The sequence below is a fragment of the Pseudomonas sp. MWU13-2105 genome, from assembly GCF_023242315.1.
Taxonomy (GTDB): domain Bacteria; phylum Pseudomonadota; class Gammaproteobacteria; order Pseudomonadales; family Pseudomonadaceae; genus Aquipseudomonas.
The window spans coordinates 208,281-223,166 of the sequence record NZ_JALLIY010000003.1 but is presented as its reverse complement, the minus strand read 5'-3'; the positions used below and the strand labels follow the sequence as shown (position 1 = coordinate 223,166).

General features: G+C 62.9%; 11 protein-coding genes. 2 read left to right on the top strand and 9 right to left on the bottom strand.

Annotation, left to right across the window (positions count from 1 at the left end; translation table 11 throughout):
- Position 1: 1 nt before the first annotated feature.
- The gene (locus tag M5B96_RS05840) at positions 2–3,094 is read left to right on the top strand and encodes an efflux RND transporter permease subunit (protein ID WP_248795738.1); all 3,093 of its coding nucleotides are present in this window, start codon (positions 2–4) and stop codon (positions 3,092–3,094) included.
- Positions 3,095–3,199: 105 nt separating this feature from the next.
- On the opposite strand, the gene adhP is transcribed toward M5B96_RS05840, so the two are convergent.
- From adhP to M5B96_RS05815, 5 genes are all read right to left on the bottom strand, one after another.
- The gene (gene adhP, locus M5B96_RS05835) at positions 3,200–4,234 is read right to left on the bottom strand and encodes an alcohol dehydrogenase AdhP (protein ID WP_248795736.1); all 1,035 of its coding nucleotides are present in this window, start codon (positions 4,232–4,234) and stop codon (positions 3,200–3,202) included.
- A 79-nt stretch (positions 4,235–4,313) separates the two neighbouring features.
- Positions 4,314–5,750 (bottom strand): NAD(P)(+) transhydrogenase (Re/Si-specific) subunit beta, encoded by a 1,437-nt coding sequence (locus M5B96_RS05830; protein WP_248795892.1) that lies wholly within the window; start codon positions 5,748–5,750, stop codon positions 4,314–4,316.
- 9 nt (positions 5,751–5,759) lie between these two features.
- Positions 5,760–6,101, bottom strand: a complete 342-nt coding sequence (locus M5B96_RS05825; RefSeq protein ID WP_248795734.1) for an NAD(P) transhydrogenase subunit alpha — start codon at positions 6,099–6,101, stop codon at positions 5,760–5,762.
- Positions 6,098–7,249: an NAD(P) transhydrogenase subunit alpha gene (locus M5B96_RS05820; protein WP_248795732.1), complete on the bottom strand. Its 1,152-nt coding sequence runs from the start codon at positions 7,247–7,249 to the stop codon at positions 6,098–6,100. The genes M5B96_RS05825 and M5B96_RS05820 overlap by 4 nt, the downstream gene beginning before the upstream one ends.
- Positions 7,250–7,312: 63 nt before the next feature.
- Positions 7,313–8,695 (bottom strand): NAD-dependent succinate-semialdehyde dehydrogenase, encoded by a 1,383-nt coding sequence (locus M5B96_RS05815; RefSeq protein ID WP_248795730.1) that lies wholly within the window; start codon positions 8,693–8,695, stop codon positions 7,313–7,315.
- Positions 8,696–9,088: 393 nt separating this feature from the next.
- On the opposite strand from M5B96_RS05815, the gene M5B96_RS05810 reads away from it, so the two are divergent.
- The gene (locus tag M5B96_RS05810; RefSeq protein ID WP_248795728.1) at positions 9,089–9,679 is read left to right on the top strand and encodes a response regulator transcription factor; all 591 of its coding nucleotides are present in this window, start codon (positions 9,089–9,091) and stop codon (positions 9,677–9,679) included.
- A gap of 78 nt (positions 9,680–9,757) precedes the next feature.
- On the opposite strand, the gene M5B96_RS05805 is transcribed toward M5B96_RS05810, so the two are convergent.
- From M5B96_RS05805 to gspE, 4 genes are all read right to left on the bottom strand, one after another.
- Positions 9,758–10,417, bottom strand: coding sequence for a BON domain-containing protein (locus M5B96_RS05805; RefSeq protein WP_248795727.1), 660 nt, complete (start codon positions 10,415–10,417; stop codon positions 9,758–9,760).
- 146 nt (positions 10,418–10,563) lie between these two features.
- Positions 10,564–11,904: an ABC transporter substrate-binding protein gene (locus tag M5B96_RS05800; RefSeq protein WP_248795726.1), complete on the bottom strand. Its 1,341-nt coding sequence runs from the start codon at positions 11,902–11,904 to the stop codon at positions 10,564–10,566.
- Between the two features lie 239 nt (positions 11,905–12,143).
- Complete coding sequence (gene gspF / locus M5B96_RS05795) at positions 12,144–13,355, bottom strand: type II secretion system inner membrane protein GspF (protein WP_248795725.1); 1,212 nt, start codon at positions 13,353–13,355, stop codon at positions 12,144–12,146.
- The gene (gene gspE, locus M5B96_RS05790) at positions 13,355–14,773 is read right to left on the bottom strand and encodes a type II secretion system ATPase GspE (RefSeq protein ID WP_248795724.1); all 1,419 of its coding nucleotides are present in this window, start codon (positions 14,771–14,773) and stop codon (positions 13,355–13,357) included. Before gspE ends, gspF begins: the two co-directional genes overlap by 1 nt.
- Positions 14,774–14,886 lie beyond the last annotated feature (113 nt).

The window sequence follows — 14,886 nt, the reverse complement described above, 5'->3', positions numbered from 1 at the left end:
CATGCCGCATTTCTTTATCGACCGGCCGGTGTTCGCCTGGGTGGTCGCCTTGTTCATCCTGCTGGCCGGCGCCCTGGCCATCCCGCAGTTACCGGTGGCGCAGTACCCCAACGTCGCGCCGCCGAAGGTGGAAATCTACGCCATTTACCCCGGCGCCTCGGCGCAGACCGTGGATCAAGGCGTGGTCAGCCTGATCGAGCAGGAGCTCAACGGTGCCGATCACCTACTGTATTTCGAATCCCAGAGCAGTCTGGGCAGCGCCACCATCACCGCGACCTTCCAACCCGGCACCAACCCGGAAATGGCCCAGGTCGATGTGCAGAACCGCCTGAAAGCGGTGGAGCCGCGCCTGCCCGCCGCAGTGACCCAGCAAGGCTTGCAGGTGGAAAAGGTTTCCGCCGGCTTCCTGCTGCTCGCCACCCTCACCTCCAGTGACGGCAAATACGACGAAAGCGCCCTCAGCGACTATCTGGCGCGCAACGTGATGAACGAGATCAAGCGCCTCGACGGGGTCGGCAAGGCCCAGTTGTATGGCGCCGAACGGGCCATGCGGATCTGGATCGACCCGCGCAAGCTGGTGGGCTTCAACCTGACCCCGGCGGACGTCAGCGCCGCCGTGGCCGGGCAGAACGCCCAGGTCTCGGCGGGCAGCATCGGCGATCTGCCGGCGCGTCCGACCCAGGAAATCAACGCCGCGGTACTGGTCAAGGGCCAGTTGAGCACGCCGAAGGAATTCGCCGATATCGTCCTGCGGGCCAATCCGGACGGCTCCAGCGTGCGCATCGGCGACGTCGCCCGGGTGGAAATCGGCAGCCAGGACTACCAGTACGGCACCCGCCTGAACGGCAAGCCGTCCACCGCCTTCAGCGTCCAGTTGAGCCCCGGCGCCAACGCCCTGCACACCGCCACCCTGGTGCGCGCCAAACTCGACGAGTTGTCGCGCTACTTCCCGGCCGGGGTCGAATACAAGATCCCCTACGACACCTCGCCCTTCGTCAAGGTCTCGATCACCAAGGTGATCTACACCCTGGGCGAAGCCATGTTGCTGGTGTTCGCGGTGATGTTCCTGTTCCTGCAGAACATCCGCTATACCCTGATCCCGACCCTGGTGGTCCCCGTGGCACTGATGGGCACCTTCGCCACCATGCTCGCCCTGGGGTTCTCGATCAATGTGCTGACCATGTTCGGCATGGTCCTGGCCATCGGCATCCTGGTGGATGACGCCATCGTGGTGGTGGAGAACGTCGAACGGATCATGGCCCACGAGGGGTTGTCGCCACGGGACGCCACCCGCAAGGCCATGGGCCAGATCAGTGGCGCCATCATCGGTATCACACTGGTCCTGGTGGCGGTGTTCATTCCCATGGCCTTCATGCAGGGCTCGGTAGGGGTGATCTACCAGCAGTTCTCGTTATCCATGGCCACCTCGATCCTGTTCTCGGCGTTCCTCGCCCTGACCCTGACCCCGGCGTTGTGCGCCACCCTGCTCAAGCCGATTGCCCCGGGCGAACATCACGCCAAGGGCGGTTTCTTCGGCGCGTTCAACCGGCGTTTCGAGCAACTGAGCAATAAATATGAAGGCTGGGTGGTCTATGCGCTGAAACGCAGCGGCCGCTACCTGCTGGTCTATGGCCTGTTGCTGGGGCTGCTGGCGCTGTGCTTCATGCGCCTGCCCGCCTCGTTCCTGCCAGTGGAAGACCAGGGCTACACCATTACCGATATCCAGTTGCCGCCGGGGGCGAGCCAGAACCGTACGATCAAGGTGGTGGAACAGATCGAAACCCACAACGCCACGGAACCGGGAGTCGGCGACACCACCATGATTCTCGGCTTCAGCTTCTCCGGCAGCGGGCAGAACGCCGCGCTGGCCTTCACCACTCTCAAGGACTGGTCGGCACGCGGCGCCAAGGACTCGGCGCAGGCCATTGCCGACCGCGCCAACCTGGCCCTGGGCGAGATCAAGGACGCCGTGGCCTACGCCATCCTGCCGCCGCCAGTGGACGGCCTCGGTACCTCCAGCGGCTTCGAGTTCCGCTTGCAGGACCGTGGCGGCATCGGTCATGAGGCGCTGATGAAAGCCCGCGGCCAATTGCTGGAAGCGGCGGAGAAGAGCCCGGTGCTGGCCAACGTCCGCGAAAGCGCCCTGGCCGAAGCACCGCAGGTGCAGTTGGAAGTCGACCGTCAGCAGGCCAATGCACTGGGAGTGTCCTTTGCCGATATCGGTGCCCTGCTCTCCACCGCGCTGGGCTCGACCTACGTCAACGACTTCCCGAACCAGGGGCGCATGCAACGGGTGGTGATCCAGGCCGAAGGCGACCAGCGCAGCCAGGTGGCCGACCTGTTGAAGATCAATGTGCGCAACAGCAGCGGGAAAATGGTGCCCTTGTCGGCCTTTGTCCAGGCCCGTTGGACCCAGGGCCCGGCGCAACTGACCCGCTACAACGGCTACCCGGCGATTGCCATTTCCGGCGAGCCCAAGGTCGGGCACAGCACCGGGCAGGCGATGGCGGAGATGGAGCGGCTGGTGACGCAATTGCCGACGGGACTTGGCCTGGAATGGACCGGTTTGTCCTTGCAGGAGCGTTTGTCCGGTTCCCAGGCAACGACGCTGCTGGGGCTGTCGCTGCTGGTGGTGTTCCTCTGTCTCGCGGCGCTGTATGAAAGCTGGTCGATCCCGACCTCGGTGCTGCTGGTGGTGCCGCTCGGGGTGCTTGGCGCGGTGCTGGCGGTGACCTTGCGCGGGATGCCCAACGATGTGTTCTTCAAGGTCGGCCTGATCACCATCATCGGCCTGTCGGCGAAGAACGCGATTTTGATCATCGAGTTCGCCAAGAGCCTGTACGACGAGGGCCATGATCTGCTGGACGCGACGGTGCAGGCCGCGCGCCTGCGCCTGCGCCCGATCATCATGACGTCCCTGGCGTTTATCCTCGGGGTAGTGCCGCTGGCGATAGCTACGGGTGCCAGTTCAGCGAGCCAGCAGGCCATCGGTACCGGGGTGATCGGCGGGATGATCACAGCGACGCTGGCGGTGCTGTTCGTGCCGGTGTTCTTTGTAGTGGTGATGCGGTTGGTCAAACGCAAGGGGGCGTGATGACTCGGTGACTTCAAGGGCCTCTTCGCCCCGGTCAACACTGCTGCCACCGCCATTGCCCCAGTTGGTTGATCGCGATGCTCGACGGCAACAACGCCAGCCCGATCAATCCAGAGTGAAATCGATCACCACTCTGGCGGCCACATCGCCCTTTTCCAGTCGCTCGAATACCTGGTTGATGGCCGACAACGGCAAGCGTTCGATATCCGCCTTGACTTTGCCTTGGGCGGCAAATGCCAGGGCCTCGGCCATGTCCTGGCGGTTACCCACGAACGAACCGCGTACCGTGATGCAATTGGCGACCACCCCGAACAGATCCATGGGAAAGTCGCCAGGCGGCAGGCCGACCAGGACGCAGGTGCCCAACTTGCGGGTCATCGCCACCCCCTGTTTGAACGCCCCGAGCGACGGCGCGGTGATCAGCACCCCGTGGGCGCCGCCGTCGGTGGCGGCAATCACCGCGGCCACCGCATCGTCGCCCTTGGCATTCACCACGGCGTCAGCGCCCAGTTCGGTGGCATGGGCCAATTTGCGCTCGTCGATGTCCACGGCACACACCCGTAGCCCCATGGCCTTGGCGTACTGGACCGCCAGATGGCCCAATCCGCCAATGCCGGAAATAACCATCCACTGTCCCGGACGGACATCGGCTTCCTTGATGCCCTTGTAGCTCGTCACCCCGGCACAAATGATCGGTGCCGCCTCACAGGGATCCAGCGACGCCGGTATATGCGCGACATATTCCGGATCGGCCAGGATGTACTCGGCGAATCCGCCGTTGCGCGTGTAGCCACCAAACTCGGCTTGCGCGCACACGGTTTCCCAAGCCTGGAGGCAGTACTCGCAATGACCGCAGGCCGAATAAAGCCACGGTACCCCCACGCGTTCGCCCATTTGTACCGCGGTGACGCCACTGCCCAACGCCACCACCGTACCGATGCCTTCATGTCCGGGAGTAAAAGGCAGTCCCGGCTTGAGTGGCCAATCTCCTCGCGCCGCATGCAAATCGGTGTGACACACACCGCAGGCTTCGACCTTGACCAGGATCATCCCCGGTCCGGCTGTCGGGACGTCCAGATGTCGGATAACCAATGGTTTTCCAAACGCTTCGACAACAGCCGCCAACATTTTACTTTCCATCGGACGTCCCTTCTTCAGAGTGGTGGTTGCTCGTCTGACAGCTGCCAGGCAAACAGGAAAACGAATATCGACCGATCACTCAGGCCAAGCCCCTGACCGCCTCGATCATCTTGACCAGCACAGCCTGCGCATCGCCATAAACCATGTTGCAGTTTTCTCCGTAAAACAGCTGATTCTGGATACCGGCATAGCCCTTGCCCTCCCCGCGCTTGACCACATAAACCTGATGGGCCTTATCGACATCGAGAATCGGCATGCCATAGATCGGCGACGACTTGTCGCTGCGCGCGGCGGGGTTGACCACATCGTTGGCACCGATCACCAACACCATATCGGTGTCGGGAAAGTCGCTGTTGATGTCTTCCAATTGGAAAATCAGATCGTAGGGCACCCCGGCCTCGGCCAGTAACACGTCCATTTGTCCAGGCATGCGCCCCGCCACCGGGTGCACGGCGAACTTCACCAGCACGCCGTGCGCCTGCAGCAACTTCACGAATTCATAAAGCTTTTGTTGACCCTGGGCGACTGCCAGGCCATAGCCCGGAACGATGATGACCTTGTTCGCGTAACGCATCGCAACGCCGGCATCGCTCGCCGCCGTCGGCTTGAGCTCGCCGGCGATGGCGGCCCCCTTGCGAGTGGGCTGATCGCCAAAACGGGCAAAGAGCACATGGGCCACCGAGCGATTCATCGCCTTGGCCATCAGCAGTGTGAGCAGCACGCCGGCGGCACCGACCAGCATGCCGGCGATCATCATCGCCGGGACCTGCAACACAAAGCCCTCGAGGCCGACCGCCAGGCCGGTGAAGGCGTTGTAGATGGAAATGACCACCGGCATATCGGCACCGCCGATGGGCAGCGTCATCAACACGCCGAACAGCAAGGCACAGCCGAAGAACACGCCGATCAACCAGAGGGCATTGCCCGGCGCGCCGCCCACGTCTGGCATGAGCAGCATCAACCAGGCGCCCACCCCCAGGGTCAACAGCATCAACAGGGCGTTGATCAGTTGTAGCCCTTTCATGCGTAACGGCTTGTTCAGGCGCCCGTCCAGCTTGGCCCAGGCAATCAACGAGCCGGACAGGGAAATCGCGCCGATCAGGGCGCCGAACAAGGTGCCCGCCAACGACGAGAGATCGAAAACCCGATGCCCGAACAACTCCATGGCGGCAATGGCGGCCGCCGCCCCGCCGCCCATGCCGTTGTAGATCGCCACCATCTGCGGCATGGCGGTCATGGCCGCCTTCCGCCCACTCCACCAAGCCGCCCCGCCGCCCAGCAACAGGGCAAGGAGCGCCAGGCTGACGTTGACCGGCAGTTGCGGTCGAGCCGCTTCACTCACGGAAAATACGTAGAGAAAACTCACGATCACCGCGGCCAGCATGCCCCAGCCGGCCACATGAATACCGCCTGCGGCCGTGACCGGCGAGGACATCCGCCACAACCCGAAGATCAATAAAAAGGCCGCGCCGAGATACACCAGCCCGATCAGCCATTGCGAAGTCATAATCAGCATGCTCAAGCCTCAGACCTTTTCAGGTTTTCTGGTCGCGGAGTGATGGGCCTTGCGCCGCTTGGGCTCAGGCGCGCTGGTCTGGAACATCGCGAGCATCCGGCCGGTTACGGCGTAGCCGCCTGCCGCGTTCCCCGCCCCCAGCAAGACCGCGACAAAGCCCGCCGCTTGTTCGGCGACCGTCACCGCATCGAGTAATCCGATCAGGCCACCGACCACAACAATGCCATGGACAAAGTTCGAGCCCGACATCAACGGGGTATGCAAAATAGCCGGGACCCGGCCGATAATGACCCAGCCGGCGAAAGCGGCCAGCATGAAGATATAAAGACCGACGAAGCCGACACTGTTCATGAACGCTGCTCCCTGGCGACGTGGTCCGGCTCGACATCGGCGGGGCTCGTTGGATGCATGAGCTGGCCGGCATGGGTCAGCACTGTCTGCGCCAGGATCTCATCGTCCCAATCGATGCTGATGACATTGTTCTTCAGCATCAGCGCCAGCAGGTTGAACTGATTTTTCGCGTACAGCAGGCTGGCGTCCTGACTCAAGGACGAGGGCAAGTTCAGCGGCGCCATCAAGGTCACCCCGCCGACCATGACGGTCTGCCCGGGCACGCAGCCTTCGCAATTGCCTCCGCCTTCGGCGCCAAGATCGACAATCACCGCACCGGGTTTCATCCCGGCCAACTGCGCGGCGCTGACCAGGCGTGGAGAGGGTCGTCCCGGCACCGCCGCCGTGGTAATAACGAGGTCAGCCTGCTGGATATGTTCGGTCAAGACTTGCGCGACCTGGGCTTTTTCCGCGTCACTCAACTCCCGCGCATACCCGCCCTTGCCGCGCGCATCGATGCCGACATCGACGAAACTGGCCCCAAGGGATCGCGCCTGCTCCGCGGTTTCCGGGCGGACGTCGTAGCCTTCCACCACAGCGCCCAGCCGATGCGCGGTAGCAATGGCCTCCAGTCCGGCGACGCCCAAGCCAAGTACCAGCACATGTGCCGGCCCGACGATACCGGCCGCCGTGGTGACCTTGGGCAATATCCGCGACATGTGCACCGAGCCAAGTTGCACCGCGTAATACCCGGACAACGCCGACTGACTTGAAAGCGCGTCCATCGACTGGGCCCGGGTGATGCGCGGCAAGCGCTCCATGGCAAAGCAGGTGACTTGTCGCTCCAGCAAACGTTGCACCAGGGCCGGATTCTTTTGTGCATAGACGAAACACAGGAGCACCGCACCGGGTTTCAGCTTGCCGATGACTTCCAGGGAGGGCGCCTGCACCGCCAGGACCACATCGGCCTCATGTACCAGTTGCCCGGCGCTGCCCAGGAACACAACGTCCGGATAGGCCGAGTCCGGGAGAAAACTCGCCTCGCCAGCCCCTGCCTGCATATGCAGCCTGGCGCCGAGTGCGCGCAATTTTTCACAAAGGCCCGGCACCAGAGCCACACGTCGCTCGTGCGGATGGGTTTCTTTCAGCACAGCCAGATTGACGTACATCACGCGCTCCATTGAAGGCGCCCGACCTGTGCCGGGCGCCGGTAATGTCTCCGGGCCAGGACTTCAGACGGGGGCCTGGGCCGAGACGTAGCGCACGAGCTTCTTATTGACGAATTGCTGGATGCCCATATTGCCGAGCTCACGACCGTAGCCCGAGTTCTTGATGCCACCAAACGGCAGTTCGGCATCGCTCCAACTGATGCTATTGATAAACATCATGCCGGTCTCGATGCGGCTGGCAACACGCTGCCCCCGGGCCAGGTCACGCGTGAACACCGAGCCCCCCAGGCCGAAGTCGGAGTCGTTGGCCAGGGCAATAGCCGCCTCTTCGTCAGGCACCCGGAAAAATAGCGCCACGGGGCCGAAGAACTCGTCGCGGAACGCCGGGTTGTCGGGGGCGATATCGGTGAGGATGGTCGGCGCCATAAAAGCGCCGGGCCGATCGATCCGGCCGCCGCCGAGCAAAACCTTGGCGCCGTGGGCAATCGCCGTCTGCACTTGCTCAAGCAGTTGCAACAACGCGGCTTCCGAGGACAACGGGCCCAGGGCAGTCTTTTCATCCATGGGATCGCCGGGGAGCATCGCTGCGAGCACCGCCTGGAATCCCTCGAGGAACGCATCGGCCAGTTTATCCACGACGATGAAGCGTTTGGCCGCACAACAGGTCTGCCCGCAGTTATACATCCGCCCCCATATCGCCCATTTGATCGCCAGGTCCAGATCGGCATCTTCGAGCACAATGAACGCGTCGCTGCCGCCCAGTTCCATGGACGACGGCTTCAGGTTCTGCCCGGCCCAGGCCGCCAGGCTGCGTCCGGCAGCGACACTGCCGGTCAGGGCGACGCCACGGATACGTTCGTCGTCGACCACCTGTTTGGACTGCTCATGGGAGATCAGCAGGTTGGTATACAACCCCGCGGGAGCCCCCGCATCGAGGAGCAGTTGTTCAAAGGCAATCGCGCATTGCGGTACGCAACCGGCGTGCTTGATCACCAGCACATTGCCCGCCATCAAATGCGGACCGGCAACGCGAGCCAGCTGATAGAAGGGAAAATTCCACGGTTCGACGCCGAAAACCACGCCGATGGGACTGCTCTCCATATGCGCTTCACCCTCGACCGGATGAAGGGCTTCCGGGGCCAGGAAGCGCTCGGCGTTTTTTGCGTAGTAGGCCAGGATATCGGCGCTGAATTTCACTTCGCCGCGGGCCTCATTGATGCGTTTGCCCATCTCCAGGGTGACCTTGCGGGCCAGCTCGTCGAAGCGCGCATGCATCAGTTCGCCGGCCTTGGCAATGATCGCCGCGCGCTCGGCATAGGGGGTATTTTTCCAACTCAGGTAACACTGCGCCGCAGTGGCCAGCTTTTGCTCCAACTGCTGATCGGTAAGCGTCTCGAATTGCGCGAGCAACTTGCCGTTGTAAGGGTTGATCGTCGTATAGGCCATAGCGGTTGCCTTCAATGAGGTTGAGTCATCCAACGCATAACGGATCGGAACCATCTGCCACGCAGATCGAGCACGCCGACACGATGGACCGTCTTGGCGGTAGGTGACCAGCCTCGGAATCTACCCATATCCCATTCACTCAGCAGCAGCGTGGTTCCTGGAGTAAAACCGCTGGACGCCGGGGGGTGTTCAACGACGATCTAGATCGGTAGTTCTTTACATAGGTCAAATAAATCGCATCCCGGGCGGCGTAGCATCGAAAAATCGGTCCCTCAAAAACACCTCCTGTCGGGAATGTCAATCATGCGAGTAAGCCGATCGACCCAGGAACAATCATTGCTCCCATACCCTTCCAGCGCAGAACGTTGGCGCTGTCGTCCAGTCGTGTACCTGGTGGACACTGACCTTGTTTTGCGCCACAGCTTGCGCACGGAGCTAGAGGCCCATGGCTATGCCGTCCAGGACTATTGCAACTGTGAACGGTTTCTCGAGGCTTACGCCGGGGAGCAGGAGGCCTGCCTGATTGTGGATGCACACCTGTCGGGAATAAGCGGACTTGAGGTACTGAGCCGGCTAAGGGCCGAGGGTGACGAACTACCGATTATCATGACCAGCACCAACAGCCGTGTTGCCACGGTCGTCGAGGCCATGAAAACTGGCGTCTGCGACTTCCTGGAAAAGCCGCTGCGTTGCCAGGATATCCTGACCAGCCTGGACACGGCCTTGGTCATTCACAGGAAAACCGCGGGCGCCAAGGCCCGCCGCAAGTCCGCCCTGGAACATATTGCCACCCTTACGACACGCCAGCGTCAGATCATGGCACTGGTACTGGCCGGCCAGCCCAGCAAAAATATTGCTGTCGACCTGGGGATCAGTCAACGGACCGTTGAAAAGCACCGGGCCTCGATCATGGACAGGACCGAGGCAAAGTCCATTCCCGAACTGGCCCGCATCGCCTTGGCCGCGGGTGAGCAAATACTTTGAGCGCCGCTGGCCCGGCGGGCATCAAGTGCCCGCCGCCACTGTAAAAACAGCACCTCCGCCGTTCTCCATGCCTGGACTCTAGCTGGTCGCCGAGACCACCAGGTTATCGACGACCTTCAGCACTCCCGCAGTACCCGCCGCAGTCGAGCGGGCCATATCGCGTTCGAGGAGCGATCCCACCGCACCGGAAAGCGTGACCGCGCCGTCCTGCACACGGACCTCGATGCCATGGGCATCGATAATTGCCTTGCGCCTGAAGGCGGCCTCAATATCGGTCTTGATCGTGTCTGAAGAGGCATGAGGCTTGACCACTATATCGTTGCTGATCCCCTTGATCCCCTGCAGATAGCGCACCGCATAGCCTGCCGTCTGGCGCTGATGCTCCGAATCCACCTCGCCGCCGAGCACCAGCCAGCCATCCGCCACACTGACCTTGACCTGCTGGCCGGCCAGTGAGGTGTTCCATTGCAAGGCCGAGACGGCCGCCGCGACGAGATCACTGTCCGTGCGCACATGCTGCGACGGCAGTACAACCTCGATATTGTTGATCAGATCCACCACCCCTGAGACATGGGTGACCGCCTGTTCGGCGTGCCATCTTTCGGCGTGGCTGGCGACATTGCCGGAAATCGTCACGATCCCATCGGACACCTGCACCAGGATTTGCTCGGCCTTCAATGCCAAATCCCATTTCAGTTCGTCAAGCACCTGCTGGCGCAGCTTTTCATCCGTATCCATGTGACAGTCTCCGGATTTTCCAAGGAATTCACTCTGCTGGTGTGCTCGATAGTATCCCTTTGCAGAGCCCCCCAGCAGGTTCGGAAAATACCTATCCGCGGGGGGCTATCCGGATGGGTTTTGGCCTGGACGCCAGCCCCCGCGCTTTACTCGGTGGCGCAGTTACGCGCGGTGATGGCCTTTTCCTTGGCGTAGGCGGCGGACTTGGCTTCGATCAACGGACGCAAGGTTGCCCGGTCGGCCTGTAGCCAGTCGGTCACCAGCACCCACTTCTGCCCGTCCCACTGCTGCACGCGGGCGGAACCACCGCCTTCGTGGTCGGCACAGGAAAGCCGCAATGGCGCCAGCAGCCCCTCGAAGCCCATGGCTTTCAGCCGTGCGGCATCGATGTCCAGGTGCTCGAAGCCCCAGCGGGTTTCCTCTCCGTTGAGCGCACGATGACCGAACCTGGCCTGTCCGCTGCGCAGCGCTTCAACGGCGATGGCGGCATTGATCAGGCCGATGTTGTAGTAGACCTTGCCGAAGTAGCTGGTGTCCTTCAGGTTGCTCTTGCCCGGATCCAGGATGTATTGCTTGAGCCGCCGATGTATTTCAAAGCTGTCGCCACCCGGAAAAGGCGCCAGGGCCTGGTAGCCTTTGGCCGCCAGGCCTGCGGGAATCACGTCGGCCTCGGAGCCGGCCCAGACGTCACCGATAAGCCGGTCGACCGGGATGCCGAAGCGCACGGCGGTCTTGATCCCCACCGGAGTGGACACGCCCCAGGTCCGCAAGAATACCCAGTCCGGATTGATCTGCCGGACCTGGCGCCACTGCGTGGATTGCTCGCTACCCGGATCGGCCACGGGGATCTGGATATTCTCGAAACCGTACTTTTGCGCCAGCACCTGCATTGCCGCTTGGGTTTCACGGCCATAGGCAGAGTCGTGGTAGACGGTGACGATCTTCTTGCCCTTGAGTTTGTCCAGCCCGCCTTCGCGCTGGGCAATGTAGTTGATACCTACCGACGCCTGGCCGTAGTAATTGAGCAACAGCGGGAAGGCGTAGGGGAATACGCTGCCATCGGTGGACTCGGTGCGCCCGCCGGCGCCATCGATCAGCGGGATATGGTCGACGGCGGCCCGGTCCATCAAGGCATAGGAGCCTGGGGTGCTGTGGGTGAAGAAAAACCCGGTCGGGGCCCCGTCCAGGCCGGCCTTGTAGCGTTCATAGCATTCGATGATGCGGTCGGTCTTCCACTCGGTCTCGCACTCTTGCCAGACCAGTTTGACGCCGTTCACGCCACCTTCGACCTCGTTGATATAGCGAAAATAGTCGATCTCCCCGGCCCACCAGGGGATGCCGCTGGAGGCATAGGCGCCGACCCGGTAGGTCGCCAACGGGATGAACTGTTGGTTATCGGCGGCCTGGACAGTAACCGGTAGCAGTCCGGCGAAGCTGCCGAGTGCCAACAGGCCGCTGATAAAAGTGCGTTGCAAGGTCTTGTGCATGTCAGTGGTTTCGTCTGAAAGGTGGGTGTGGCCTCTCCCGCGGCCGGGTCAAGTCATCTGTCGCCCCAACTGACTCACACGATTCATGCCAAACAATATATTTCTATATAATCAAATAGTTAAAAGACAAACACAGAAACAACATCATATCTATAGACTGACAATCTATTGATCAGGTGTTGCCCCGCAAACAGATCGTCGTGTCAGTTGGCCCGGGGTTGCGAGCAAACACCCGGTGGCTATTGCACCAACTGGTTGATCTCGATGATCGGCAGCAACACCGCCATCACGATCAGCAGCACCACCGCCCCCATCACCACGATCATCAGCGGTTCGAGCAGTGCGGTCATGCCCATGGCCCGTCGCTCGATATCCCGCGACAAGGTCTGCGCCGCCCGTTCCAGCATCGGCGGCAACGAGCCGGTCTTCTCGCCGCTGGCGATCAGGTGGATCAGCACCGGGGGAAAGACCTTCTCCACCTTCAACGCCGCCGCCAGGTTGACCCCTTCGCGGACCCGCGCCGTGGCTTCGCTCACGCTCAGGCTCAGGCGGTCGTTGGACACCGTCTGCCGTGCCGCCTCGAGGGCCCGCAACAATGGCACGCCGGCTCCGCCGAGAATCGCCAGGGTCGAGGCAAACCGTGCGGTATTGAGCCCCAGCACGAAGCGGCCGATCAGCGGCAGGCGCAGGATCCGACTGTGCCAGCCCAAGCGCGCCGCCGGATTGCGCAAATACAAACGCCAGCCCCAGAAACCACCCAGCAGGACGCCAAAGCACAACCAACCCCAGGCGCGGATGAAGTCGCTGGCATTGAGCATCGCCAGCGTCAGTCCCGGCAGATCCTGGCGCGCCTGGGAAAACGCGCTGACCACCTGGGGCACCACGTAGCTGAGGAGGAAAATCACAATGGCCACCGACACCAGCCCGACCACCCCAGGATAAATGAACGCGGTGAGAATCTTGCCGCGCAGGTTGTTGCGTTCCTCGATGTAGTCGGCCAGCCGCTCCATTACCTGGGCCAGGTCGCCGGACTCTTCGCCCGCCGCGATCAGCGCCCGGTAGATATCGGGAAAGTCCCGCGGCCGCTTGGCCAGGGCTTCGGCCAGGCGCATGCCGCCGCGCACATCGGCGCGCACCGCGCTCAGGGTCTGGGCGATGTGCTTGCGCTCGGCCTGCTCCACCGTCGCGCTCAACGCGGCTTCCAGCGGCAGGCTGGCGCCTAGCAGGCTCGCCAACTGCCGGGTGGCCCAGGCCAGGTCGTTGTCCGAGAGTTTGGCGCTGAACATCCCACTGGCGCTGCTACCGCCCTGGACGCCGTCGGCCTGGACCAGCAACGCGGTCAGCCCGCGACTGCGCAGCAGACCCATGGCCGCGCCCTGGCTGTCGGCTTCCAGATGACCGGTTTCGATCTTGCCCAGGGCGTCGGCGGCTTCGAAGCGATAGCGATTCATCAGGCGTCCCGTGTTACGCGAAGGATTTCTTCCGGCGCGGTGGCGCCGCTGCGTACCCAGCGCTCGCCGTCCTCGCGCATGCTCAACATACCGGCGGCACGCGCGGCCAGGCGCAGGGCCTGCTCAGCAGCGCCCTGGTGGATCAGGCCGCGGATATCGTCGTCGATGCAGAACAGCTCGTGGATACCGGTGCGACCGCTGTAGCCGGTGTGATTGCACAAACTGCAACCCAGCGGACGCCAGGTGCCGGGCGCCGCCGGGTCTTCCTGGCGACAGTGCTGGCACAAACGCCGAACCAGGCGCTGGGCGAGCACGCCAAGCATCGACGAGGCCAGCAGGAACGGCTCCACACCCATGTCGATCAGGCGGTTGACCGCCGACACCGCGTCGTTGGTGTGCAGGGTCGCCAGCACCAGGTGCCCGGTCAGCGAGGCCTGCACGGCAATCTGTGCGGTTTCCAGATCGCGGATCTCACCGATCATGATGATGTCCGGGTCCTGGCGCAGGATGGCCCGCAAGGCCAGGGCGAAAGTCATGTCGATCTTGGCATTCACCTGGATCTGGCTGATGCCCGGCAGGTCGTATTCCACCGGGTCCTCTACGGTGAGGATATTGCTGGTACTGGCGTCGAGCCGGGCCAGGGCAGCGTAGAGGCTGGTGGTCTTGCCGCTGCCGGTGGGCCCGGTGACCAGAACGATGCCGTGGGGCTGGCGGATCAGTTGGTCGAGCCGCGCCAGCACGTCGGGGTCCATGCCCAGGGTTTCCAGTTGCAGGCGCCCGGCCTGCTTGTCCAGCAAGCGCATCACCACCCGTTCGCCATGGCCGGTGGGCACGCTGGAGACGCGGATATCGATGGGCCGGCCGGCCACGCGCAAGGCGATGCGACCGTCCTGGGGCAGGCGTTTCTCGGCGATATCCAGTTGCGCCATGATCTTGATCCGCGACACCAGCGCGCCATGTAGCGCCTTGCGCGGCGAGACCACGTCGCGCAGGGTGCCGTCGACCCGGTAGCGCACCACCGAATGCGTCTCGAAGGGTTCGATATGGATATCGCTGGCCTCGTCCCGCGCGGCCTGGGTCAACAAGGCGTTGATCATGCGGATCACCGGGGCGCCGTCCTGGGTGTCGAGCAGGTCGGTGATTTCCGGGATGTCCTGCATCAGCCGGTCGAGGTCCACCTCGTTTTCCGCCGCGCCGACCACCGCCGCCGCGCTGCCGGTGTCGGCATAGGCGCTGGCGAGCAGGCCGTCGAGTTCCTCATCGCGGACCTGCTCCAGGCGGGCCGGGCCGAACTGCCGGCGGACCTCGCTGATGGCCCAGCCGGGGGTCGAGGGACAGGCAGTCAACACCGCGCCGTCCTCGCCGTCACGCAGCAACACACGTTGCGCCTTGGCCCACGCATAAGGTAGCGCACTCATCGTGACCCCAGCCCTTGTGGGAGCAGCCCTTGTCCGCGAAGAGTCCCTTGAGACCGCCAGAATCTTTGCGGGCAAGCTCCGCTCCCACAGGTTCGATTGCGCCTTTGCTTAAG